Below are 23275 nucleotides of genomic sequence, written 5' to 3' on the forward strand. Positions count from 1 at the left end.
CCGAAACCGCCCCGCCCACAGGACAACGCCATGAGCCTTGCTCGCCGTAAACGCGATCGCATTCTCGCTGCCCAGACCATCATCGCAGCGCAGACGATCCACGTGGGCGCTGCCCCGTTGCGCGGGGCGGCCCTCGCCCCCGCTGCTGTCCCCTCCCCGGCAGCGGGGGCGAATAGTTCTTCGCCGGCCGCCCGGGCAGCTGCTCAGATTGGCCTGCGCCTGACCCACGACCTGCGGCGGCTCAAGGAGATCCGCTCGATCGACCGCAAGATCGAGGCCAAGCGCGAGATGCTGCCCGAATACCGGTCCTGGGTCGAAGGCGTCATGATTGCCGATGCCGGCGTCGGCGCGGGCGTGGCGGGTGACGTGGTGCCCACCTACATGGTGTGGCTGCTGGACACCGGTGCCTACATGGCCGCGCTAGATGTTGCTGAGTTCCTGCTGCGCCACCGCGTCGAGATGCCCAAGCGCTACGCCCGCGACGTGCCGACCATCGTGGTTGAGCTGGTCGCAGACGCTGCCGCCAAGGCGCAGAACGCCGGCCAGTCCTTCGATCCGGCCGTGCTCGATACTGCGGACAATCTCACGGCCGGCTGCGACATCCACGATGAAGTGCGCGCCAAGCTGCTGAAGGCGATCGGTATCGAGCAGCTGCGCAAGGCCGAGGACACGCCTGCGGATAATAGCCGCATCGTTCTGGAAAGCACGCTCGTCCATCTTCGTGAAGCCCAGCGCCTCAATGACCGCGTCGGCGTGAAGGATCGCATCAAGCGCGCCGAGAAGCTGCTGGCCGCCGTTACGCCGCCTCCAATCGACACGAACACTGAACAGGGCGGCTCGGCCGCCTGACAAGCTCGCCCCCGGCGCTCAGGGGCGGATCGCGCGATGTGGGAGGCCTTCGGGCCGCAGGGCCGCATCTCCCCGATCCTCACCCCTGTTAGCCGGCGGCGCCGGCGCGAACCCGAGGCTCTGCAATGTCCTTCGTCGCCCTTCCCCCTTCCGCCGATTTAGAGCAGCCGCCGGCGGCCGAGACGCCGATCGTCAACGACGGCTTCTTTCCCGACATCGAGCCGGCCGCCGTGCGCGAAGCCGCAAGGATCCCGACCAGCATCACGCCGGCGCGCCTGCGCGCGGCCATCCTTGGCGCCCTGCTGACGACGAAAGGTGATCTGCGCGCGTATCGGGCGGCAAAGATCGCTGCCGGCCATGCGCGCCTTGCCGATGTCCCCGCCGAAGAACTGGACGGCACGAGCGAACTGCTGATCATGTATCAGCGCGCCATCGCTCTCTACGCGAAGGCCGAACTGATCGAGCGCCACCGCGACTTTGACACCACGTCGGCCGGCGGCAACGACGCCCAGGAACTCACGCCCACCATCGGTGAACTGCGCCGCGACGCGCTGCATGCCGTGCGCGACATCCTCGGCAAGTCCCGCACGACGATCGATCTGATCTGATGGCGGCCGAGCAGCGCCTGACCGCGAAGCAGGGCGACAAGCTCGACCAGTTGCTCTGGCGCGATGCCGGCCTCGGGCCGGGCGAGATCACGCGCGTGCTCGATGCCAATCCCGGCCTCGCGGATCTCGGCACCATCCTTCCCCTCGGCACCGCCGTCATCGTCCCGGCGACTGCCACTCAGGAGGGCAACGCCAACCGCGTCCTGCCCCTCGTCCAACTCTGGAGCTGATCCCATGGACCTGCGCACCATCTTCCACTTTGCTTCCGAGCACTGCGCCGAACTGGTCGGTTCGCTCACCCCCTCGCTGATCGGCTCGGCCGTTGCCCAGGCATGGAAGCCGGCGATGTCATGGCGCGATCGGATGCTCCAGTGGGTCGTCGGCTCGACGGTCAGCTATTACGCCACGCTCGCGATCGTCGCCGTCACCGACTGGAACGGCTTCGTCGCGCAGTCAATCGCCTTCGGCATCGCCCTCCTTGCGTTCGATGCCACCCCCCGCGTCGTCAAGGCCGCGATCGACACCCTCGTCTCCATCCCCGGTCGTATCGCAGACCGCTTCCTGCCGAAGAAAGGCTGACCCATGCCCACCCTGACCACCGTCAAGAGCAAGTCGCGTCAGATCGGCGCCGCCGCCCTCACCATCATCGGCGCGGCCATCGCGCTCGAAGGCGGCTACGTGAACCACAAGGCCGATCCCGGCGGAGAGACCAACATGGGCATCACCGTGCAGGTCGCGCGCGAGAACGGTTACACCGGACCGATGGGCACGCTGCCGCGCGAGGTCGCTGAAAGCATCTATTACGACCGCTATCTGGTCGCCCCCGGCCTCGCCCCGCTGATCTCGATCGATGCCGCGGTTGCCGAGGAACTATTCGACACCACGGTGAACATGGGGCCGGCCCGGCCCTCGCGCTGGTTTCAGGACGGCATCAACGCCCTGTGCGACACGCGGATCGCGGTAGATGGCCAGATCGGCGCCAGGACGATCGCCGCCTATTCCGCCTGCCAGAAGAACGCGGGCGCGGTGCAGCTGTGCGTGCGGATGCTGGACCGCCTCGATGCCGGCCAGCGCACCGAATATGACCGCCTCGTCCGCGTGAACCCCAGCCTGAAGGCGTTCCACAAGGGCTGGCTCGCTCACCGCATCGGCAACGTCGATCGCCGCAAGTGCGGGAAGCCGCCGGCGTGATCGGCGCTGCCCACCTCGCTCTTGCCGGCGCGCTGGCGGCATGCGTCGCCGGCATCGGCGGCTTCGCCTACGGCACCCGCATCGGCACGGCGCAGGAGCAGGCCGCGCAGCGGCGCGCGGATGAGGCGGCCGAGGCCGAGCGCGCCAGGGCGCAGGGCCAGATCGACGCCGGCGCAGAGGCCCACCAGTCCGCCGAATACGCCCGGCAGGCCAACGTCAGGGAAATCTACCATGAAACGCAAAAGGTCATCGAGCATCCTGTCTATCGCAATGTGTGCGTCGATGCTGATGGTGTCGGGCTGCTCGACCGCGCCGCTGCCACCGCGAACGGGCAGGGTCTCGCCGGCACTGCTGGCACCGCCGCCGGCCCTGCCCCCGGTCCAACGCAATAGCGCCGGCGAGATGTCCGGCGCCGAGGCACTGCCCAGCCTGACCGCGCTCTACGACGTCGCCGGGCAGATCCGCACGGCCTTCATCGAATTGCAGGCCGAGGTACGCCTGGTGTGGGGAAGTCAGGATGCGCAAAGCCGATAGCCTGCGTCGGTGGCTCGGTGCCTGCATCCCGGAGTTCAAAACGCACCCTGACCGGCTGCAGATCTACCTCGAAGCCGGACAAGTGGCAACGCGCCAGTCCCGCACCCTCTCGTTCGTCTATCAGTACACGCTGAAGGCGCTGGTGCTGGATTTTGTAGGCGATGCGGACCGGCTGATGGTGCCGATGCTCGCATGGATCGCGAAGGAACAGCCTCAGCTGCTGCGCCGGCAGGACAGCCAGCCCTTCGCCTTCGAAGCCGAACTGCTCGATGCCGACACGTCCGATATCGAAATCTCGCTCGACCTGACCGAGAACGTCATCGTCACGCCGCGCGCCGACGGCAGCGGGTATGACGTCGAGCATCCGCCCGAGCCGGACTTCACCGACAGCTTCGCCGGTGTGAACGCCAGCTTCACCGATGCCTTTGCGGGCGACATCTCGCTATGGATGGCCGGCGAGGCATGACGGACGAACTGGCCGAGATCGAGCAGCTGGCCGGCACGATCCTCCGCAGCCTCTCATCGGGCGAGCGCCGCGCCCTTATGCGCCGCATGGCGCGGGAACTGGCGATCAGCCAGCGCGAGCGTATCACCGCGCAGCGCCAGCCTGACGGCACCGCCTTCGAAAAGCGGAAAGCCAAGGCCCCGCCGGTGACCGGGCGCGGGGCGGCCTGCTTCCTCTACCCGGCCGGCGGCGGCGGCGAGCCGCGCCGAGCCATCATGAAAAGCTTCACCTGGGGCACCGGGCGCATGCTCACCGGCTTCGACATTGAGGCCGGCGCCATCCGCTCGTTCGAGTTCGACAAGATCGTCAAATGGCTCCCGGTGCCCGAGGAGCATCGCAATGCCGGCGGCGGGAAATTGCGCCGCCGTGGCGGCCTGCGGCGGCGAGCGATGTTCCGCCGGCTTGCGTCGTCGCGATTCCTGAAAACGGGGACGGACGATCAGAGCTTCTGGGTCGGCTTCACCGGCAAGGTGTCGCAGATCGCGGATGTTCACCAGCACGGACTGCGGGATAAACCTTCGCTGCGTATAAAATCTGTTCGCTACCCCCAGAGAAAACTACTGGGCGCGAATGCAGCAGACCGTGAACGCCTGATGGAAACAATCTTCGCACATTTGGATGCGGTCATCTAGGCACGAATTCGTGGAGCATGTTGCATCATGGCGAGTTATGCGAGCTACTGTGCAACAATGTTGTAGTCTGAGAAAGCCTTATGCTTGCTCTTTCGACGACTTTATCTCCGATTTCGAGAATATTTTTGAACAACATCGCCAGAGATTCGAGAATGATAAGAGCATTTTCCGGAGTATGAGTATAATTTGCCGGACCATCCCGGCGGACTGTGTCGATCATCGATTTACAGTAAGAATAAAAATTTACTGCCAAACAGGCATCCACTGGCGATAGCCTTCCGATAGACGAGGCGTTGGAATTAAATACCGTGAAATAATCAGATTTAATATCTATGATGATTAAAGAACCATCCCACGAACCATCTTTGATGTTGGCAATTTTTTCTTCTACAAATTTGAGATATTTTCTATACCTAATTAATCTGCATATTGCATCTATCTCTGATGCGATAGCTACAAATGTGGTCCGCGCGTTGCGCCGACGATCGCTAATTCCAACAATCGTTCTGAGCAAACCTGTCGCCGCAATCCCTATAATCGCAGATACTATGAGATCGATATACTCAGACATGCAACATGCCCTCTCGTGGAAATATCTTTCAAATTTATCATTTCGATTTTTCATAGTTGCAAGTTCATTGTTTTGGCGTTGGCGGACAACACCACACCTTTAGATGTCGACCACTGGGATCTCTCTGGCTTACACATCTGCCTGGCCGGCATCTTCCGACAGGAACTTGCTCATTTCGCTGAAGGCCCAGCTAAATGCCGGGCATAGCGCGGTCCCCCATGCTTCCCCGACATGGCCGGCATGGCCGATCCCACCTTCACCGCTGTCGATCTCTCGCGCCTGCCGTCGCCGGATATCATCCAGACGCTGGATTACGAGACGCTGCTTGCTGAAGCCGTCGCGCACTTCAAGGCGGAGATGGCCGCTGCCGGCGTGGTGTTCGTCAGCCGCGAGAGCGATCCCGCTACCAAGCTGCTGCAGACCTTCACCTACCTCGCCCAGCTGCTGCGCCAGCGGGTGAACGACGCCGCGCGCGCGGTGATGCCGGCTCATGCCGTGGGCGCCGACCTGGACAACATCGCCGCCACCTTCGGCATTGTGCGCCTGACCATCACGCCGGCGGACGAGGTGAACGGCATCCCGGCCGTCATGGAAAGCGACCCCGAGTTCCGCCGCCGCATGGTGCTCGCGCCCGAGGGCTATTCGGTCGCCGGCCCGGAAGGCGCCTACCTCTTCCACGCCCTGTCGGCCGACCCGGAGGTGCTTGACGCGACCGCCACCAGCCCCTCGCCCGGCGTGGTCGTGGTTTCGCTGCTGTCCCGCCTCGGCGACGGCGCCGCATCGCAGCGCCTGATCGATGCGGTGCAGGCCTACGTCTCGGCCGATACCCGCCGTCCCCTTACCGATCTCGTCATCGTCCAGTCCGCCCAGATCGTCACCTACGCCATCGACTACGTCCTGACGCCCTTCAGCGGTCCGGACGCCACCCTCGTTCTCGAATCCTCCCTCGCCAGCGTTCGCTCGTACATCGAGCAAAGCCGCCGGATCAGCCGCGACATCACCCTGTCCGCGCTGTTCCGCGCCGCGCACGTCGAAGGCGCACAGAACGTGCGCTTCAATTCGCCCGCCGCAGACATCGTGATCGACCGTACCCAGGCAACCTACTGCAACGGCATCACCGCCCGCCTCGCGGGCGCCGGCGAATGAGCTATCCCTCGATCCTGCCCCCGGCCTCCACGCCGCTGGAAAAGGCGCTGGAACAGGTCGCGGCCCGGCTCGTCGATATGCCGGCGCCGATCCGCTCGGTGTGGTCGCCCGCCGACTGCCCGGTCGGCCATCTGCCCTGGCTCGCGTGGGGACTGGCGATCAGCCACTGGAAGACCGCCTGGCCGGTCGCCTGCAAGCGCGCCGCGATTGCCGATGCCATCCCCTATCACCGGCGCAAAGGCACCCGCAGCGCGGTCGAGGAAGTGCTGGCGCGCTATCACCCGGCCTTCACCATCGTCGAATGGCATCAGGCCAACCCGCGCCGCGAGCCGCATACCTTCGAAGTCCGCGCGCCCGCCTCCGAGATCTCGCCCGGCTTCCTGACCATCGCACTTGCCGAAGAGATCATTGCCGACGTCGCAGTCGCCAAGCCGGCGCGCGCACACTTCGACTTCGTGCAGTCGCTAGACGCGCGCGGCGCCCTCTACCTCGCCGCCGGCGGCGTGACCGGATCGATGTTCCGGGCCGACTATGCCGCCACCCTCGACACAAGCCGCGACTGGTCCGCCGTCTGGCAGACCGAGCAGGGCGAACCGATCCTGACCGAGGACGGCCTCGATTATCTGGAGACCACCTGATGGCCGCGCTTTCGATCAGGCTCACCAATGCCGGGCTGGCGGCCGTGCAAGCAGCGTCCGGGTCGAGCGCCACCGTTGTGGCGGGCGTGGGCCTGTCCGCCACGCCCTTCGACTTCGCGCCGACGCTGATCGCGCTGCCCGGCGAGTTCAAGCGCCTTGGCGCCGTGTCGGGCGTCGCGGCGGCGCCCAACATCACGCACCTGACCGTCTACGACACCTCGGCGGAGGTCTGGAGCGCCACCAGCTTCGGCCTGTTCCTCTCGGACGGGACGCTGCTGGCGGTCTACGCCGGGACCGAGCCGGTGATGAACAAGGCCGGCGTGGCCTTCGCGCTGCTCGCCTGCGACATCGCCTTCGAGGCCGACCTTGCCGCCAACATCTCGTTCGGCGACGCCGTGTTCACGTACCCGCCCGCGAGCGAGAGCATGCGCGGCGTGGCCGAACTGGCGACGCAGGCCGAGGTGGATGCGGGGACGGATGGCCAGCGGATCGTCACCCCGGCGAAGCTCGCCGCGCGGCTCGGCGCGCTGCTGACGCCCATCACCAACGCGATCGGCAGCATCACCGCCGCGCTGGCGACCTTCGCCCTCAGGTCCACCAGCATCGGCGGCGGCGGTCTCGTCACCGGCGGCGGCGACCTGTCGGCGAATCGTGTGCTCACGGTGACCGAGGCCACCGCCGCCGAGATCGACGCGGGTACCTCGGCCGACAAGGCAGTCACCCCGCGCCGGCTGCGCACCGTGCTCGACAACATTGGCAGCGCGCTCGATGCCATCCGGGGACGCACCATCACCGGCGGGGGCCTTGTCACCGGCGGCGGCGACCTCTCGGCGAACCGCGTCCTGACGGTGACCGAGGCGAGCGCGGCCGAGATCGCCGCCGGCACTGCAACAGACAAGGCCGTGACCCCGCGCCGCCTCAAGCCGTCGCTCGATGCCATCGCCGCGATCGTCGGGCGGCTCGACGGCGGCGAGTTTGCGAGGGCCAACGCCGCCCACTTCGCCGACAAGGGCCACATCGACATGCCGTTCGGCAGCGACGTGTTCCGGATCAACTGGGGCAAGACCGACGTCGCCGCCAACACCGCCCGGACGGATACGTTCGACGCCCCCTACACCGCCTGCTTCGGCGTGTTCCAGGGCGGCGGCACCGCCGACACCGGCAATTCGTCCTCGCTGCGGGCCTATCCCGGCACCGGATCGCAGGCGCTCACGCAGGTCAACCTGACTAACGGCTTCAACGGGGCGATGACCATCCACTGGTTCGCCATCGGGCTCGCCGCGTGACCCGCACCGTCCATCCTCACATCGCCGTAGGGACCTGACCAATGGCAAAGACTTCCGGACTTCCCGCCCTCGCCCCGACCGCGATCAACGGCGCCGAGACGGTTCCCGTGCTCAAGGACGGCGTGCTCTACCGCGCCCCGACAAGTGCGGTCATGGCGCCGCACGTCCTGGCGGCGCAGGGCGCGGCCGCGCAGGCCATGGGCTCGGTCCAGGCACTGCAGCCGATCAGTGACAACCTGGCCGAACTGCTGAGCGTGGGCGTGAAAGCCTCGCAGGTCGCGCTCGATCGCACGTCGACCGCCAGCTACCTTGCGCAGGCGCAGGCGATCGCGCTGGGATCGGCGATCGACACCAGGGGCAACCTCGTGCTCGGCAGCGGCGCCGCCGCGCCGGCCGACGTCGCCGGCAACACCGATGGCAACGCGGTCAACCTCGGCACCGGCGCCGGCATGGGGCAGAGCCAGACCTACACGCGCAAGCCCATCTCGCTCGGTGTGTCGGCCGCGATCTACGCGCGGGGCTATGCCGGCTTCGCGGGCGGCGCCTATACCTTCGCCCGCGCGGTGGGAGACTACTACACGGCGCTCGGCACGCATGCCGGGCAGGACATGAACCAGGCGGGGCTCACGGTTCCCGGCTTCGGCACCCGCGCCGTCGGCGCCTTCACGTTCAACGCGCTGCCCGAAGACGGCGAGGTCATCCCGGTCAACGGCGTGAACATCACGGCGCGCGACGTCCCGGCCACCGCCAACGAGTTCGCGCGCGGCGCATCGGCCGCGCAGGCTGCAGCCGCGTTCGCCGCGCTGCTCGCATCGCACGGCGATGTGGCGATCCGGCAGGGCATGTACCGCCTCGATGCCATCGGCAGCACCGCCGTGCAGGTCGCCTCCACTTCGCTGGGCATCTATGGCAATGCCTTCTCGCTCGGTGCTTCGGCATCGGTCGCCCGCTCGGCCGCCACGCTGGCCGGCGGCACCGAGACCGTGAACAGCGGCAATCCGCTGACCTTCATCGGTCCGGTGACGATCGGCTTCGGGGCCGGGATGGGCCTCTCGCCGATAGCCGCGCGCAAGGCCGCCGTGCGTACCACCACTTTCGCGCAGCCGGCGAACAACGCCGTCATCCTGCTCGGCTTCAACCTGATGCGCACGGTGACCTTCAAGGATGTGCCCTCCGCCGCTCTGGACGTGCAGCGCGGCGCCAGCGCCGCCGCGACGCTCACCAACCTCGTCGCCGCGCTCAACGGCTCGGCCGACGCCACGATCGGCGCGGTCACCTACTGGGCGCGCGAGGGCCAGCTCTTCGCCGAACATGACAGCGCCAACGTGAACACTTTCGAGGTGCGCTCGCTGACCAGCGCGATCGTGTTCGAGGACCGGGCGGCGACCGGCGGCCTGACCAGCGTCAGCGCCAACGTGACGATCGGCTTCAACGCCGGCCTCAATGCCGTGGTATCGGGATCGACGCTGATCGGACCGAATGGCACCGGCAACCTCTCGTTCGGCGCCGTCCACACCAAGCTCGGCGCCGGCGCGGGCGACTGCACCAGTGGGCGCAACCACACGATGATCGGCGAGGCGGTTCTCCCCGACGTGCGCGGCGATGGCATCATCGGCATCGGCCGCGCCATCACCGGCGGGTCCCAGCAGGCATGGCTTCCGATCGCGGGCATCACGCTCGACGGCACCGTCACGTTCGCCGAGCCGCATCACTTCCGCCCCGGCACGATCCGGCGCGGCCTCTGGCGCGACCGCGCGGTCAGCGGGGCGAAGCTGCAGCGCGCGGGCGTGGGCACCGCCAGCTGGACGGATGTGCCCGCCTCGCTCTCGGGCGTGACGCTGATCTTCCTCAACGCCATGCAGGGGCGCTTCACCGGCACTCCGGACGCGGCCACCGGCGGGCGCTCCTACGACTACCGCTCGGTCGGCGCCGCCGCCAACATCGACATCGCCTTCTCCGATCTGTTCGTGCCCAACAGCATGACGCTGGGGGACGAGGCTTCGGCGGCAAGGGACCGCGTCACCATCGGATCGGCGCGCTACACCGCTGGCACCCGCATCGCGACGCGCGGTCTGGAGCTTGCGGCCGGCGATCTGCGCCTGCCGCAGGTCATCCCCGGCACCTTCGCCTTCGGCAACCTGCGGTTCCCGGCCGCGCTGGCCGATGGCGACACGGTGACGGTGAGCGACAGCACCGGCAGCTTCGTGGCGACGGCCAAAAGCGCGGCGAACATGGCGGCGATCTCTACGGGCATGGAGCGCTGGTTCCAGATCGAGGCGAGCCCGCTGCTCACCATCCGCAACTTCATCCTCATGCTGACCAGCTGCGATGACCAGTCGGTGGCCCGCCGGATCGCGGCGCGCGCACGCTGGCGGCTGCAGGGCGTGGGCGCGCTGGGCATCTACCTGCACTGGCAGCTGCTCGACACCGGCGGCGCCGACTGGAGCGTGTCCACCAGCAGGGGCGATGCCGCCGCGACCGTGTCGAGCGCCGGTACCCTGGGCAACCTGCCGACCGATACCGCCGCCTATCCGCCCAACGATACGGGGATGGTCATGCTGACCAGCAGCCCTGCCAACAATGGCGCCCCCGGCGCTGCCCAGTGGAACGCCGCGCGCAAGTGGTGGGCCTGCCACCGCAACGCCGCCTGAAGGAAGCGCACATGTCCGATACCGATTTTGTCATTGCCTGGAAGGCCGGCGGCCGGATCCTGTTCCTCGCCGGGGACGATGAAGGCGCGCTTTCCGTCGAGGCGCTCGGCGATGCCCGCCGCTTCGCCGCGTTCGAGGATGGCTACGGCGCCTTCTGCCGCTGGGCATCGGCGCTCGGCACGCTCGACGGCGCCGTGCTTCAGGTGAACGAGATCGAGGCGCAGTTCTCCCCCGACCGGCCCGCGCCGCGCCGCCCCTTCTACGCCACCGACGAAGCGCTCGCCGCGCTGCAGCTGGAAGCGCAGGCCGACACGATCCGCGCCCTGCAGCAAGTGGAGTTCGCCGAGCAGGAACGGGCCCGCGCCGAGGCGGACGCCGCCGCAGCCCGGCTCAAAGCCTCGGCGCTCGACCTGCTCGCGGCCGACAACCCTGAACTGGTCGCCGATGCGATCGAGCGGGTCGGCGGCGTCGACGCTGGCTGATGAGCAAGCGGCTTCACGCCGCGAAGTTTCCCCCTTACGGAAGGGGGCTTCGGATGTCCCCACATCTCGAAACCAGCGAGCCTGCACTCGCACTCTGACGGGCCCCGCGCCTGTCCCATCCAAGTACCCTTCCGCGCTCAGGCGCGGGAGGGACATCGTGCAGGAAACCCACCATGTCTACCCCTTTTGTTCTCGTTTCCCCAACCTCTCCGGTCGCCGGCTACATCGGCGGAAAGCGCAATTTGGCGAAGCGCATCTGCGCCATCATCGAGCGCACCCCGCACACCAGCTACGCCGAGCCATTCGTCGGCATGGGCGGCATTTTCCTGCGCCGCAGGAGCCGCCCGCGCGCCGAGGCGATCAACGATATCTCGGGCGACGTCGTCACCCTGTTCCGCTGCCTGGCCGAGCATTACCCCTACCTCGTCGACATGCTGCGCTTCCGCGTCGCGAGCCGCGCCGAGTTCGAGCGGCTGCTCGGGCAGGATCCCGATCGCCTAACCGACCTGCAGCGCGCGGTGCGCTTTCTTTACGTCCAGCGCCTGGCGTTCGGCGGCAAGGTGCGCGGGCGGGCCTTCGGCGTGGATGCTGGTGCGCCGGCGCGCTTCGACGTCGGCAAGCTGGAGCCGATGCTGGCGGATCTCCACGACCGCCTGCAGTCCGTCGTGATCGAGCGCCTGCCCTATGCGGACTTCATCCGCCGCTATGACCGCGAAGGCGCGCTGTTCTACCTCGATCCGCCCTATTGGGCCTGCGAGACGGATTACGGAAAGGACGTCTTCAGCCGGGAGGACTTCGCTGCGCTCGCCGACCAACTGGCCGGTATCAAGGGCAAGTTCCTGATCTCGCTGAACGACAACGCGGGCGTGCGCGAGACGTTCGGCCGCTTCGCTATCACGGCGATCGAAACCACCTACACAGTGGGGGCGAAGTCCAGGCCTGCCAGCGAAGTGCTGATCAGCAACTTCGCGCTGCCCGCAAACGATAATTGATCGCATAGCCTGCCGGAAGGCCGCTTTTCCAGTGTCACAGCCGGAAAGCGGCCAATCCCGGTCACACCCTAAAAGCGGTCGTTGGAACATTGTCATTGCCGCCTCATTTGGTCATGGGAATCGGCGCAGACATTTTCGGAGCTATCATTGTGGCCAGGATAAAATTGGTCGGAGAGCCGTGCGATGGCCAGACCCTCCATGGCAATTTTAGCGACGAAGTCCGAATGGTTCGAACTCACGGTGGTTACGTCGCATGGGCCCAGCCTAAGCTGCCATTGATACCGCACGAACACTATCGCCGCTCACTACGGACCTGCGACAAGTTCGCTTGGCAGCCATAAGCATGAAGATCGAAGGTCCACTTGCGGCATCGCCCAACTTGGTCGGCCCTTGCGTTTCGTTTGCATGAATACGCGCAGGGACACATGCCTCCTGCACGGTCCGACAGTGCAAGTGATGCAGTCACATGCCCTTCGGTAGCGTCAACGTTGCAGGCACTTCAATCAACGGCTCACTCTTGGAGCGGGCGCTGGTTCGCACCTCCAATTGGTCTCGAGACAAAGCTTTTACTTGGCTGATTGCGTGGTGGACGCTGGTGCTGGTACTGGATTGGAGGACAGGCCCGCTGGTGTCAGTCGTTCCTCTTTATGTTCCACCCTTGTGTCTTACGACGTGGTGCTTGGGGCGAACACAAGGATTTTTGGCAGGCATTGTCGCAACTGCAGCGACTTTCCTAATCAACGGCGCCGGGGATAACCTTTCAGTACATGCTTCTTGGCTCCCGGCGCCAGTAGCGATATGTAACACCGTCCTGCGTATTGCCGCGGTCGCATTCATGATTATGATTGTCAGTGCATTCCGGCGGACATTCGACCGGGAAAGATCCCAAGCTCGGTCCGATCCTCTTACCGGCTTGGGAAATCGCCGATCATTCGACATCGAAAGCCGAAAGCTAGGTCTGGTCGCAAAACAGAATGGATGTGTGTTGTTGTGCGGGGTCGTCGATCTTGACGATTTCAAGAAGGTGAATGACCGGCATGGGCATGCGTCAGGCGATGAAACCCTTCGGACTGTCGCCTCGGCGCTAACAGCCGCATTGCGACCTGATGACGCCATTGCTCGGATTGGCGGCGACGAATTTGCATTTTCCCTCGTGGTCCGAAATATCTTTGTCGCCAAACTAAAGGTAAGGGAGATCCACGAAAGGATTTCTAGCGCTTTGGACAACTTACCGTGGCGGCCAACCTGCACCATAGGGGCGTCGGCTGATAGCGCGATGAGCATAGCATTCTGTCTGGCAGATGATGCTCTCTACGCGGCCAAAGAAGCCGGTAAAAACAGCCACCGCTTTCAGGTCTAGGCCCAACGCAGTCCGATCAGACCCGAATTGCTGTGTAGACGTGAAGCTCTGTATTTAGCTTGCCCCTGTCCCGGAACATGCCTCCATCGTTGGCGTCATTTCGGCTCGGACACCGTCTGAATGAAGGTCCACTTCCACCCCGACACGCCGAGAGGCTCTGTACGTTAGGATCGTCGCACGAGCGAGCATGCCTGGAGGCATCCGACGTACCCCTCGGATCGTATGCGATCTAGACATCGACGCTGAGGTCGCTGCGCATCTGGCCGTGGGCGAGCACGGCGAAGAGTCCGGTGCCGCCTATGATGTTGCCAGCGAGCGCCGGCAAAGTGAATTCCAGCCACGCCTCCGCCGCGCCGAGGCTACCGCTCAGCCAGAGGAAGGTCGCCTGCGAGGAGCCCGTGACGACGTGGGCGAAGCCGCCCAGCGCGATCGCATAGGTCAGCACGAAGATCACCCAGAATTCGTTGCCGCGCGCGTTGGGCAGGACCCAGGCGATGGACGCCATGATGAACCCGGCCGGGATGCCCAGTGTCAGCGTGCGGGTCCAGTGCTGTTGTTCCAGCTTGCCGAGGATGTCGAGCGCGATCAGGCGCTGTTCGTGCGTGATGATGATCTCGCCCGCCATGAGCGCGCTCACCAGCGTCACGCCCACCAGGTTGCCCAGCAGGACGCATAGCCACAACCGGGACAAGCGGCGCAGGTTGCTTAGCGTCGGCGCTGTCGCCAAGGGCAGGACGGCGGTCACGGTACTCTCGGTGAACAGCTGCAGCCGCCCCATGATGACGATGAGGTAGCCGACCGGATAGCCGAGGAAATAGACCAGCGGCGCCCAGTCGGTGTCCGGCAGATGGCTGCGCAGAAACAGCTCCGACATGAGCGACAACGCAATCGCAAGCCCCGCCGCGACGCCCGACAGGGTGAGAGCGAGTGCTGGACGGGCCAGTTCCTCCTCGCCCTGAAGCCTTACGACTTCGTGCACGATCTTCGAGGAACCCGCCTTGCGCTCCTCGACACCCTTCGCTTCCTGCGCGTCGAGCGACGCGTCGGGACTTTCGGCCTCTTGCCGCTCGCTGTCGTCCATGCTTGCCGTCCCGTTGCATCCTCGTGGGGATAGGACCAGCACCGCGCATTATTGTTCCCGCGAGGGCGCATCGGGCGGGGAACAGCATCAGTTGCAGTTGCTAGCGTGCGCCCCAATCAGCCGTCCGAAATGCAGCCGCCCGAAAATCGATCAACCTAGAGGCGGAGGTGACGTCTGCGTTTAATGGGGCTTCAAGGTGTTAGTGGCAGGTCTCACACCTTCGAGGACCATGTCCTCCAAAATCCGATTGTAAAGCGCCGCCAGTTCCCGCTCGTCTTGCGGAAACCTGCTATATGGCTCTTCAGCCATCGCTCTCAACACGTCTTCGTCCGTTATGGGCCGTAATCTAAACATGCTCACGCAACGGGTATCACTTTTAATCATTCCTAAAAGCAATAAGAAATGCCTGGGCGTTGACAAACGCGGAGTGAAGGTCAGGTCCCAGCATCCTCAATTATCCGGCGTTCGGCGACGGTCAACCGCCTCCATTTCTTTCTCCCGATGCGTTTGATCGGCGCTGCGCAGTGCCGGCAGCCTCCGACGTAGTGCCTCCCGTTCCACTGGGCCGAATGCGGCCGATGTCGATCAAACAGGCAGAGTACGCGCTTAATCGACACAACGATTCCTTTGGGAACGCTCGGGAAAATACTTTCTGAAAAAGAACCATAACGGATTTGATTCGTCCAGCCTTTGTATTGGGTTACCCAGGCGCCCGACGTAGCTATGAATATTCCCTCGCTTGGCAATGGGACGAGGGAAGGTGCGCACCGCCCCTCGGTGCGGAAGCCCGCACGCCAGCGCGCTTGTATTTCGGGGGGGTTGGAGCCAAAGCTGACGGATCTCCATAACCACCCGCCGTCCATCGTGATCGACCGCTATCCCTATGCGAACTTCATCAGGCTATGATCGCGAATACGCCCTGCTCTACCTCGATCCGCACTATTGCGGCTGCGAGACGAACTATGGGAGGAACGTCTTCGGCCGCGAGGACTTCGCCGATCTGGCCAATCACTTGGCCGGTATCAAGGGCAGGTTCCTCATCTCGATGAATGACAATGAGGGGTGCGAGAGACGTTCGGCGCTTCGCCATCACAGCGATCGACATCACCTGCACGGGCAGCGCCCAGTCCGCCCTGCCCCGGGGGAACTGATCAGCATTCGCGCTTCGTGCGAACAACAAATAGATCAGGCGGCGCCTGTGCCCCGGCCTTGGAAGCCAGCACGGCGGCCGGGCCTGATCAACCTTCGGGGCAATGGGTCCGGCGCGTGCCTTTCATGTTCGTCACGACGCAGGTGTCGCGCACAAAATCGAGGACTTCAGACGGGACGTCAGTTAACGCCGAGCACCTGCGGCATTTGATTGGAGTTCGAAGCTCCTCCATTGTCGCTGGTACGTCCGAGGTGTGCCCGCATTACAGGTAATATCGCGCCAGATAGTGAGCCATCAGTTGAATTCTCCCGTCCGATTGTCTCCATCGGTCAGTGAATAGTCACAAATACGCTCGCTTTCGCAATAACCTACGTCAAATAATATTGATTAATTTTTTTCAACTTGTAGGTCGGCAACGACGGTTAGCACGGGCCATTTGAGCCCATGCATTTCGCCAACCGCTCAGCGAAATGCGCCCCCGCGCGCCCCTCTGAACCTGCCGCCATGGTCGCACCATGGCGCGAACTGCAGACCCTGAACAGCTTACCGGCGAACTGATCCAGCTGGGCACCGTCGCGTCCGTCGACCACGGCGCGGCCACCTGCACCGTCGAGATCGGCGATCTCACCACAGGCGATCTGCCCTGGCTGGCGCAGCGCGCTGGCAAGGTGAAGGTCTGGTCGCCGCCCTCGACCGGCGAACAATGTGTCGTCTTCTGCCCTGAAGGCGATCTTGCGGGCGGCATCGTCCTGCTCGGCATCTGGTCGGACGCCAACCCGGCGCCCTCCAGCTTGCGCGACGTCGTCATGGTCGAGATGCCCGACGGCGCGGTCATTGCCTATGACCATCAGGCCCATGCGCTCAGCGTGGTGCTGCCGGAAGGCGGAACCGCCACACTGGTGGCGCCCGGCGGGGCCACCATCACCGGCGATGTCACCATCAACGGCAACCTTAAGATCGCCGGCAAGGCCGAGGCGAGCGAAGACGTCGTCGGCGGCGGCATCAGCCTGAAGAACCACAAGCACAGCGGCGTCTCTGCCGGCGGCGCCCAGAGCGGGACACCCATCTGATGGCTGGCATATCGCGCAGCAGCGGCGCCCTGATCGACGGGCTCGACAGCATCAGGGAATCGGTGGCCGATATCCTCGGCACGCCGATCGGCACGCGCGTCGGCCGCCGCGAATACGGCTCGCTGCTGCCCGACCTGATCGACCAGCCCATGACGGCAGCGAACATCCTGCGGATCTTCGCTGCCTCCGCGCTGGCCCTCTCGCGCTGGGAAGATCGCCTGCGCCTGCGCCGCGTAACCCTTTCGGCCGGCATTGGCCCCGGCGCCGCCACCCTCAACATCGAAGCCGATCGCACCGACACGCCGCCCGCGACCGCCCGCACCCGCATCGCTCTGCCTCTCTAAGCCAAGGAACCGCTCATGGCCTTCAAGCATGGAATCACCGTCACCGAGATCGTCGAAGGCGCGCGCACGCTGACGGCGGTTTCCACCGCCATCATCGGCCTGGTCGCCACCGCGCCCGATGCTGTTGCCGGGGTCTTCCCGCTCAACCGCCCGGTGCTCATCACCGACATCGAAACCGCGATCGGCAGCGCCGGCGTCGGCGGCACGCTGGCCAAGGCGCTGCGCGCCATCGCCGACCAGACCCGCCCGATCCTTGTGGTCGTGCGCGTGGATGTCGGCGCCAATGCGGCCGAGACTGCCACCAACGTCATCGGCACCACCACCGCCGAAGGCCTCAAGACCGGCATGCAGGCGCTGCTCGCCGCGCAGGCGCAGCTGGGTGTGAAGCCGAAGATTCTCGGCACGCCCGGCCTCGAAACGCAGGCGGTCACCGCCGCGCTGGCCGTCGTGGCGCAGAAGCTGCGCGGCTTCGCCTATGCCCGCGCGATCGGCGAAACCGTGGCCGCCGCCAGCCTGTATCGCGCCAATTTCAGCGCCCGCGAACTGATGCTGCTGATGCCGGACTTCCTCGCCTGGGACACCGCGACCAGCGCCGCCGTCACCAGCTACGCTGCTGCCCGCGCCATGGGCCTGCGCGCCCTGATCGATACCCAGACCGGCCCGCACAAGACGCTGTCCAACGTCGCGGTTTCTGGCGTCGTCGGCCTCACCAAGGACATCCATTGGGACGTCGAGGACCAGTCGAGCGAGGCGGGTGTGCTCAATGCCTCGGAAGTTACCGCGCTGGTGCGCACCGACAGCGGCTATCGCTTCTGGGGCAACCGTACGGCGGCCGAGGCGGAAAGTCCCTTCGTGTTCGAGAGCACCGTGCGCGTCGCCCAGCTGCTCGCGGACACGATCGTCAATGGCATGCTCTGGGCGATCGACAAGCCGCTCACCCCCAGCCTCGCCAAGGACATCATCGAGACCATCAACGGCCTGTTCCGCCAGCTGAAGGCCGGCGGCGTGATCCTCGGCGCCAGGGCCTGGTACGACGAGGCGCAGAACGACCTCTCGGCGCTCAGGGCCGGCAAGCTGCGGATCGACTACGACTACACCGTGCCGCCGCCGCTCGAAGACCTCGGCTTCAACCAGCGCATCACCGACAGCTACTTCGCCGACTTCTCGGCGCAGCTGTCCGAAGACATCTGACCGGCCGGCGCCTCGCCTCCCTTCCCTTCATTCGATCATAGGAGCCCGCCATGGGAATGCCCCGCACCCTCAAGGACCAGATGCTGTTCAACGAAGGCCTTGCCTACATGGGCGATGCCAAGACCGTCACCCTGCCCACCCTCACCCGCAAGATGGAGGGTTATCGCGGCGCCGGCATGAGCGGCACCGTCAGCATGGATATGGGCATGGAGGCGATGGAGATGTCGTTCACCTGCGGCGGCCCCATGCGCCAGATCCTGCGCCAGTGGGGCACGCCCACGGTGGACGGCGTCTACATCCGCTTTGCCGGCAACTATCAGGCCGACGACACCGCCGACGTCGACCATGTCGAAGTCATCGTGCGCGGCCGCTTCTCGGAGATCGAGATGGGCGATCAGGAAACCGGCGAGGCCAGCGAGTTCACCACCACCATGGCCGTCGCTTACTACAAGCTCGTCTGGAATGGCCGCACCGAACTGGAAATCGATCCGCTGAACATGATCGAGTTCGTGGACGGCATCGATCGCCTGGCCGAACGGCGCGGCCTCCTCGGCATCTTCTGACCTTTTGGCCCGGCCACGCGCCGGGCCCCCTTCCCGATTCCTGAACCTCGGAGAGAACTATGACCGACGCTTCCACCATTGCCCTCGCCGCTGTCAGCACCGCCCCTGTCCTGCGCACCGTAGCCCTCGACACGCCGATCGTGCGCGGCGAGCAGACCATCGCCACGCTGCAGCTGCGCAAGCCCCGCTCGGGCGAACTGCGTGGTCTCTCGCTCGTCGATCTCGGCCAGCTGAAGGTCGATGCCCTGATCAAGATCCTGCCGCGCATCTCCATGCCCACCATCACCGAGGTGGAAGTCGGCAACATGGAAACGGCGGACCTGCTCGCCTGCGGCGCGGAGATCGGGGGTTTTTTGCTGCAGAGGTCGCAGCGCATGGATGCCCTCGATGCGTAGACGACGCGATGGCGGATCTGGCGATCGTCTTCCACTGGTCGCCAGACGTCATGGACGGGATGGACCTGGCCGAACTCATGTCCTGGCGCGCGCAGGCCGCGCGCCGCTCGCAGCCCCCTGCTAAGACCGGAAAGACGTAATGGCGGACAGGAACCTTCGGCTTCAGGTCATCCTTCAGGGGCTCGACAAGCTCACCGCGCCTCTCAAGTCGATCACCGGCGCGTCGTCCGCCGCGCGCCGGGATCTGGCGAAGACCGCCGACGAACTGCAGCACCTGGACAAGCTGCAGAAGCAGGTCGGCAGTTACAAGGCGAAGGAATCCGCCTTCGGCGCCGACAGCCGCAAGCTGCAGGAAACGACCGCGCGCATGGCGCAATTGCGGGCGCAGATCGATGCAACCGACAATCCGACGAAGAAGCTGGCGAAGGAATTCGAGCAGGCCGAGCGGCAGGCCGCTGCGCTCACCGCGCGCCTCGATGCCGGCGGCGCCGAACTGCAGCAGCTGTCCGCCCGCCTGTCCGCCGCCGGCATCGACGTCGGCGACCTTGCGCGCCACGAGGACCGCCTGTCCGAGCGTACCGAGCAGGCGAACCGCGCGCTGCGCCAGCAGACCGCGCAGCTGGAGCGGGTCAACAAGGCCAATCGCAACTCGCAGAAGCTGAACGACATCAGTGGCAAGGCCACCGGCATGGGCCTGGGCATGATCGGGGCCGGCGTTGCCACCGCCGCGCCCGTCGTCGGCGCCGTGAAGCAGGCGATGACGCTCGAAAGCGCCATGGCCGACGTGTCCAAGGTCACCAACATGACCCGGCCGCAGATCCAGCGGATGTCGACCGACTTCCTCGACATGAGCGAGAACATCCCGATGGCCGCGAGCGAACTGGCGACGATCGCGGCGGCGGCCGGCGCCGCCGGCGTCGGTATGGACAAGCTGGGCAAGCCCCTGCGCGACCAGCGCCAGCAGCTGCTCGAGTTCACGAACGACGCGGCCGAGATGGGCGTTGCCTTCGACATGACCGCCGACGTCGCCGGCGAGACGATGGCCAAGTGGCGCACCGCTTTCGAACTGCCGCAGGAAGGCGTGCGCGCGCTCGGCGACGGCGTCAACGCGCTGACCAACCGCTTCGGCGGCAAGGCCGCGAACGTCACCGACATCATCACCCGCATCGGCCCGCTGGGAAAAGTGGCCGGCCTCGCCGCGCCCGAGATCGCGGCGCTGGGCTCGACGCTCGATTCGATCGGTATCCCCAGCGAAGTCGCTGCCACCGGCATCAAGAACACGATGCTGGCGCTGACGAAGGGCGAGGCCGCCACCAAGAGCCAGCAGCAGGCCTTCTCGGCGCTGGGGCTGGAAGCGACCGACGTGGGCAAGCGCATGCAGAAGGATGCGGCGGGCGCCATCATCGACGTGATGGAGCGGATCGGGAAGCTCGACGCTGACAAGCAGTCGGGCATCCTGACCCAGCTGTTCGGCTCGGAAAGCGTCGCGGCCATCGCCCCGATGCTGACCAACCTCGATGGCCTCAAGCAGCGCCTGGCGTTGGTCGGCGACGCCAGCCAAACCGCCGGCTCGATGCACGGGGAGTTCCTTAACCGCATCGCCACCACCGAGGGCGCCACCGGCCTCGCGACCAACGCCCTGTCGGGTCTCAACATCACCATGGGCAAGGCGCTGCTGCCCACCGTGGTCAAGGTCGCCGGCTATGTGAAGTCTGCCGCCAGCGCCATGCGCGGATGGGCGCAGGAGAACCCGGTACTCGCCAAGAGCATCATGATCTTCCTCGGCGTCGGCGCCGCGCTTCTCGTCCTGCTTGGCGGCATGGCATTGGCCTTCGCCGCCCTCACCGCCGCCGCCGCGCCGCTGGGCATCGCGCTCACGCCGCTGCTGCTGATCGTCGCCGCCATCGCCGCCGTCGCTGCCGCCGCGTACCTGATCTACGCCAACTGGGGCGCGATCACTGCATGGTTCGGCAACCTGTGGGAAGGCATCAAGGCGATGGTCGCCGGCGCGCTAGGCTTCATCGTGAAAGCCTTCCTCGCTTTCAGCCCGCTCGGCCTACTCATCCGCGCCTTCACCCCTGCCCTGGCCTTCCTGCGCGGTCTCGACTTCACCGAGATCGGCCGCAACCTCATACAGGGCCTGATCAACGGCGTTGTCGGCAAGCTGGCCGCGCTCAAGTCGACGATCGTCGGCGCCGCCAGTTCGGTGGCCAACTGGTTCAAGGAGAAGCTCGGCATCCACTCGCCCTCGCGCGTCTTTGCCGGGCTTGGCGGCTTCGTGATGGCCGGGCTCGATCAGGGGCTCGCCGCCAACACCTCGGGGCCGCTGTCGCGGATCACCGACCTGTCAGGACAGATGACACGGGCGCTTGCCGTTGGCGCCGGCAGCGTGGCCATGGCGGCAGCGTCACCGGCGGCGGCATCGGGCGGGGCCGGCACCGCACCGACCGCGACCGCCGGCGGCGCGCCGGCCACCTACAACCTGCACTTCCACGGCGTCACCGGCGATCCGCAGGACATCGCTGACGCCGTCCGCCGCGCGCTGGAGCAGATCGAGCGTGAACACCGTGGACGCGGCTTCGGTGACGACGAGAACTGAGGACGATTCCCATGCACTTGATGGCCCTCGGCATGTTCCTGTTCGAACTCGGCACGCTGCCGTTCGAGGAACTTCAGCACAAGATGGATTGGCGCCATGCCCGCGCGCCGCGCATCGGCGCCCGCGACGCCAACCAGTACGTCGGTCCCGGCGACGAGACGGTCAGCCTGTCCGGTGCGGTCTATACCGAACTGTCCGATGGCATCGTGTCGCTCGAAGACCTGCGGGCGATGGCCAATCAGGGCGAAGCATGGCCGCTCGTCGCCGGCAGCGGCCGGGTCTACGGCAACTTCGTCATCACCGCGATCGACGAACGGCAGGTCTACCTGATGGCGGACGGCACCCCGCGCCGGATCGACTTCGGCATCGACCTGCTGGGCGTCGATGATCCCGCCGCCGTCACCAGCGCGCCGGCCGCGCCATGAGTTACGCCGTCAACAACATCGCCGACTGGCGCGTCATCATGGACGGCGTCGATCTGTCCGATCGCATTCGCCCCCGGCTTGTCTCGCTCACCCTCTCCGAAAAGCGCGGGGACGAGGCCGATCAGCTCGACATCGTCCTGAGCGATCACGACGGCATGCTTGCCATCCCGCCAGAGGGCGCAGTATTGCGTCTGCAGCTAGGCTGGCTGCAGGGGCGTGACGTGACGCCGGGCCTGATCGACAAGGGTAGCTTCAAGGTCGACGACGTCTCCCACAGTGGCCCGCCCGATCAGATCACCATCCGCGCCCGCGCCGCTGACTTCACTAGCGAGATCCGCAACCGCCGGGCGCAAAGCTGGAGGGACACGACGCTGGGAGCCGTGCTGCAGGAGGTTGCGGGGCGCAATGCCCTCACCCCCCGCGTCGCGCCTGCCCTGGGGTCGATCCCGCTCTCGGCAGTCGCGCAGAGCCGCGAGAGCGACATCGCGTTTCTGCGCCGTCTCGGCCGCGAGAACGATGCCGTTGCGACGATCAAGGACAAGCACCTGATCTTCGCGCCCAAGGGTGCAGGCCAAACCAGCACTGGCGCCGCCCTGCCCTCACTCACCATCCGCAGGCGCGATGGCGATCGGCACAACTGGCAGCGGCAAAAGCGGGACGGGCAGGAAGGCGTGACCGCCACCTGGCACGACAGGAAAACAGCCAGGCGGCAGACCGTCACGATTGGCAAAGCCGAGGGTGCGAAAAAGCTGCGCAAGGTCTATCCCGACAAGCCCTCGGCAGAGCGCGCCGCGACCGCCGAAACGGCGCGCCTCGGGCGTGCGCCCGCGACCTTCGACATAACGCTGGCTCTTGGCCGGGCCGATGCCTGTGCCGAAGCGCGCGCCACGGTAATCGGGTTCAAGTTGGGGATCGATGATAGCACCTGGCTGGTCTCCGACGTGACCCACCGCCTGGATAAGGGCGGGGGGTTTCGCACCGATCTCAGGATGGAACTCGCGCCGGCATAATG

27 protein-coding genes are annotated in these 23275 nt (G+C 65.7%); 25 read left to right on the forward strand and 2 right to left on the reverse strand.

Annotated elements, in window-relative coordinates:
* Window positions 1-30: 30 nt before the first annotated feature.
* The 9 genes from gpM to AC07M9_RS10000 all read left to right on the forward strand — a co-directional run bounded on the left by gpM (window position 31) and on the right by AC07M9_RS10000 (window position 4319).
* Window positions 31-849, forward strand: a complete 819-nt coding sequence (gpM, locus tag AC07M9_RS09960) for a phage terminase small subunit (RefSeq protein WP_494883405.1) — start codon at window positions 31-33, stop codon at window positions 847-849.
* Window positions 850-974: 125 nt separating this feature from the next.
* Entirely contained in the window at window positions 975-1457 is a 483-nt protein-coding gene (locus tag AC07M9_RS09965) for a head completion/stabilization protein (protein WP_494883406.1), read from the forward strand.
* The gene (locus AC07M9_RS09970) at window positions 1457-1687 is read left to right on the forward strand and encodes a tail protein X (RefSeq protein WP_494883408.1); all 231 of its coding nucleotides are present in this window, start codon (window positions 1457-1459) and stop codon (window positions 1685-1687) included. Before AC07M9_RS09965 ends, AC07M9_RS09970 begins: the two co-directional genes overlap by 1 nt.
* A gap of 4 nt (window positions 1688-1691) precedes the next feature.
* Window positions 1692-2036: a hypothetical protein gene (locus AC07M9_RS09975; RefSeq protein WP_494883410.1), complete on the forward strand. Its 345-nt coding sequence runs from the start codon at window positions 1692-1694 to the stop codon at window positions 2034-2036.
* A gap of 3 nt (window positions 2037-2039) precedes the next feature.
* Window positions 2040-2648 (forward strand): glycoside hydrolase family 108 protein, encoded by a 609-nt coding sequence (locus tag AC07M9_RS09980; protein WP_494883412.1) that lies wholly within the window; start codon window positions 2040-2042, stop codon window positions 2646-2648.
* The gene (locus AC07M9_RS09985; protein WP_494883414.1) at window positions 2645-3040 is read left to right on the forward strand and encodes a hypothetical protein; all 396 of its coding nucleotides are present in this window, start codon (window positions 2645-2647) and stop codon (window positions 3038-3040) included. Before AC07M9_RS09980 ends, AC07M9_RS09985 begins: the two co-directional genes overlap by 4 nt.
* 10 nt (window positions 3041-3050) lie before the next feature.
* Window positions 3051-3182, forward strand: coding sequence for a hypothetical protein (locus AC07M9_RS09990; protein ID WP_494883416.1), 132 nt, complete (start codon window positions 3051-3053; stop codon window positions 3180-3182).
* Window positions 3166-3648, forward strand: coding sequence for a phage tail protein (locus AC07M9_RS09995; protein WP_494883418.1), 483 nt, complete (start codon window positions 3166-3168; stop codon window positions 3646-3648). Before AC07M9_RS09990 ends, AC07M9_RS09995 begins: the two co-directional genes overlap by 17 nt.
* Window positions 3645-4319 (forward strand): phage virion morphogenesis protein, encoded by a 675-nt coding sequence (locus AC07M9_RS10000; protein WP_494883420.1) that lies wholly within the window; start codon window positions 3645-3647, stop codon window positions 4317-4319. The genes AC07M9_RS09995 and AC07M9_RS10000 overlap by 4 nt, the downstream gene beginning before the upstream one ends.
* A gap of 25 nt (window positions 4320-4344) precedes the next feature.
* Here the strand turns inward: AC07M9_RS10000 and AC07M9_RS10005 are convergent, their stop codons facing one another.
* Window positions 4345-4890 (reverse strand): hypothetical protein, encoded by a 546-nt coding sequence (locus AC07M9_RS10005; RefSeq protein WP_494883422.1) that lies wholly within the window; start codon window positions 4888-4890, stop codon window positions 4345-4347.
* 240 nt (window positions 4891-5130) lie between these two features.
* Between AC07M9_RS10005 and AC07M9_RS10010 the strand changes: the two genes are divergently transcribed.
* The 7 genes from AC07M9_RS10010 to AC07M9_RS10040 all read left to right on the forward strand — a co-directional run bounded on the left by AC07M9_RS10010 (window position 5131) and on the right by AC07M9_RS10040 (window position 13445).
* Window positions 5131-6036, forward strand: a complete 906-nt coding sequence (locus AC07M9_RS10010; RefSeq protein ID WP_494883424.1) for a baseplate assembly protein — start codon at window positions 5131-5133, stop codon at window positions 6034-6036.
* Window positions 6033-6674 (forward strand): phage tail protein I, encoded by a 642-nt coding sequence (locus tag AC07M9_RS10015; protein ID WP_494883425.1) that lies wholly within the window; start codon window positions 6033-6035, stop codon window positions 6672-6674. The genes AC07M9_RS10010 and AC07M9_RS10015 overlap by 4 nt, the downstream gene beginning before the upstream one ends.
* On the forward strand, window positions 6674-7960 hold the full coding sequence (locus AC07M9_RS10020) for a hypothetical protein (RefSeq protein ID WP_494883427.1): 1287 nt from the start codon (window positions 6674-6676) through the stop codon (window positions 7958-7960). The genes AC07M9_RS10015 and AC07M9_RS10020 overlap by 1 nt, the downstream gene beginning before the upstream one ends.
* Before the next feature lie 41 nt (window positions 7961-8001).
* The gene (locus AC07M9_RS10025; protein WP_494883429.1) at window positions 8002-10611 is read left to right on the forward strand and encodes a hypothetical protein; all 2610 of its coding nucleotides are present in this window, start codon (window positions 8002-8004) and stop codon (window positions 10609-10611) included.
* Between the two features lie 11 nt (window positions 10612-10622).
* Window positions 10623-11093 carry a hypothetical protein gene (locus tag AC07M9_RS10030; protein WP_494883430.1) on the forward strand — a complete coding sequence of 157 codons (471 nt, stop codon included), beginning with the start codon at window positions 10623-10625 and terminating at the stop codon, window positions 11091-11093.
* A 173-nt stretch (window positions 11094-11266) separates the two neighbouring features.
* Entirely contained in the window at window positions 11267-12085 is an 819-nt protein-coding gene (locus AC07M9_RS10035; RefSeq protein ID WP_494883431.1) for a DNA adenine methylase, read from the forward strand.
* 466 nt (window positions 12086-12551) lie between these two features.
* The gene (locus tag AC07M9_RS10040; protein ID WP_494883433.1) at window positions 12552-13445 is read left to right on the forward strand and encodes a GGDEF domain-containing protein; all 894 of its coding nucleotides are present in this window, start codon (window positions 12552-12554) and stop codon (window positions 13443-13445) included.
* Window positions 13446-13674: 229 nt separating this feature from the next.
* Here AC07M9_RS10040 and AC07M9_RS10045 read toward each other — a convergent pair whose 3' ends face one another.
* Window positions 13675-14526: a formate/nitrite transporter family protein gene (locus AC07M9_RS10045; RefSeq protein WP_494883435.1), complete on the reverse strand. Its 852-nt coding sequence runs from the start codon at window positions 14524-14526 to the stop codon at window positions 13675-13677.
* A 1665-nt stretch (window positions 14527-16191) separates the two neighbouring features.
* On the opposite strand from AC07M9_RS10045, the gene AC07M9_RS10050 reads away from it, so the two are divergent.
* The 9 genes from AC07M9_RS10050 to AC07M9_RS10090 are packed head-to-tail and all read left to right on the forward strand — an operon-like array spanning window position 16192 to window position 23273.
* A complete protein-coding gene (locus AC07M9_RS10050) occupies window positions 16192-16746 on the forward strand; it encodes a phage baseplate assembly protein V (protein WP_494883437.1) in 555 nt (184 codons plus the stop codon).
* Window positions 16746-17090 carry a GPW/gp25 family protein gene (locus AC07M9_RS10055; protein ID WP_494883439.1) on the forward strand — a complete coding sequence of 115 codons (345 nt, stop codon included), beginning with the start codon at window positions 16746-16748 and terminating at the stop codon, window positions 17088-17090. The genes AC07M9_RS10050 and AC07M9_RS10055 overlap by 1 nt, the downstream gene beginning before the upstream one ends.
* 15 nt (window positions 17091-17105) lie before the next feature.
* A complete protein-coding gene (locus AC07M9_RS10060) occupies window positions 17106-18281 on the forward strand; it encodes a phage tail sheath subtilisin-like domain-containing protein (RefSeq protein WP_494883441.1) in 1176 nt (391 codons plus the stop codon).
* A 50-nt stretch (window positions 18282-18331) separates the two neighbouring features.
* Window positions 18332-18844, forward strand: a complete 513-nt coding sequence (locus tag AC07M9_RS10065; RefSeq protein WP_494883442.1) for a phage major tail tube protein — start codon at window positions 18332-18334, stop codon at window positions 18842-18844.
* A 59-nt stretch (window positions 18845-18903) separates the two neighbouring features.
* A complete protein-coding gene (locus AC07M9_RS10070) occupies window positions 18904-19239 on the forward strand; it encodes a phage tail assembly protein (RefSeq protein ID WP_494883444.1) in 336 nt (111 codons plus the stop codon).
* 8 nt (window positions 19240-19247) lie between these two features.
* Entirely contained in the window at window positions 19248-19379 is a 132-nt protein-coding gene (locus tag AC07M9_RS10075) for a GpE family phage tail protein (protein WP_494883445.1), read from the forward strand.
* Window positions 19379-21838, forward strand: a complete 2460-nt coding sequence (locus AC07M9_RS10080; RefSeq protein WP_494883447.1) for a phage tail tape measure protein — start codon at window positions 19379-19381, stop codon at window positions 21836-21838. The genes AC07M9_RS10075 and AC07M9_RS10080 overlap by 1 nt, the downstream gene beginning before the upstream one ends.
* An 11-nt stretch (window positions 21839-21849) precedes the next feature.
* Window positions 21850-22263 carry a phage tail protein gene (locus AC07M9_RS10085; protein WP_494883449.1) on the forward strand — a complete coding sequence of 138 codons (414 nt, stop codon included), beginning with the start codon at window positions 21850-21852 and terminating at the stop codon, window positions 22261-22263.
* Window positions 22260-23273 carry a contractile injection system protein, VgrG/Pvc8 family gene (locus AC07M9_RS10090; protein WP_494883450.1) on the forward strand — a complete coding sequence of 338 codons (1014 nt, stop codon included), beginning with the start codon at window positions 22260-22262 and terminating at the stop codon, window positions 23271-23273. Before AC07M9_RS10085 ends, AC07M9_RS10090 begins: the two co-directional genes overlap by 4 nt.
* Window positions 23274-23275 lie beyond the last annotated feature (2 nt).

Source organism: Novosphingobium sp. GW821-FHT09E05 (assembly GCF_059416165.1).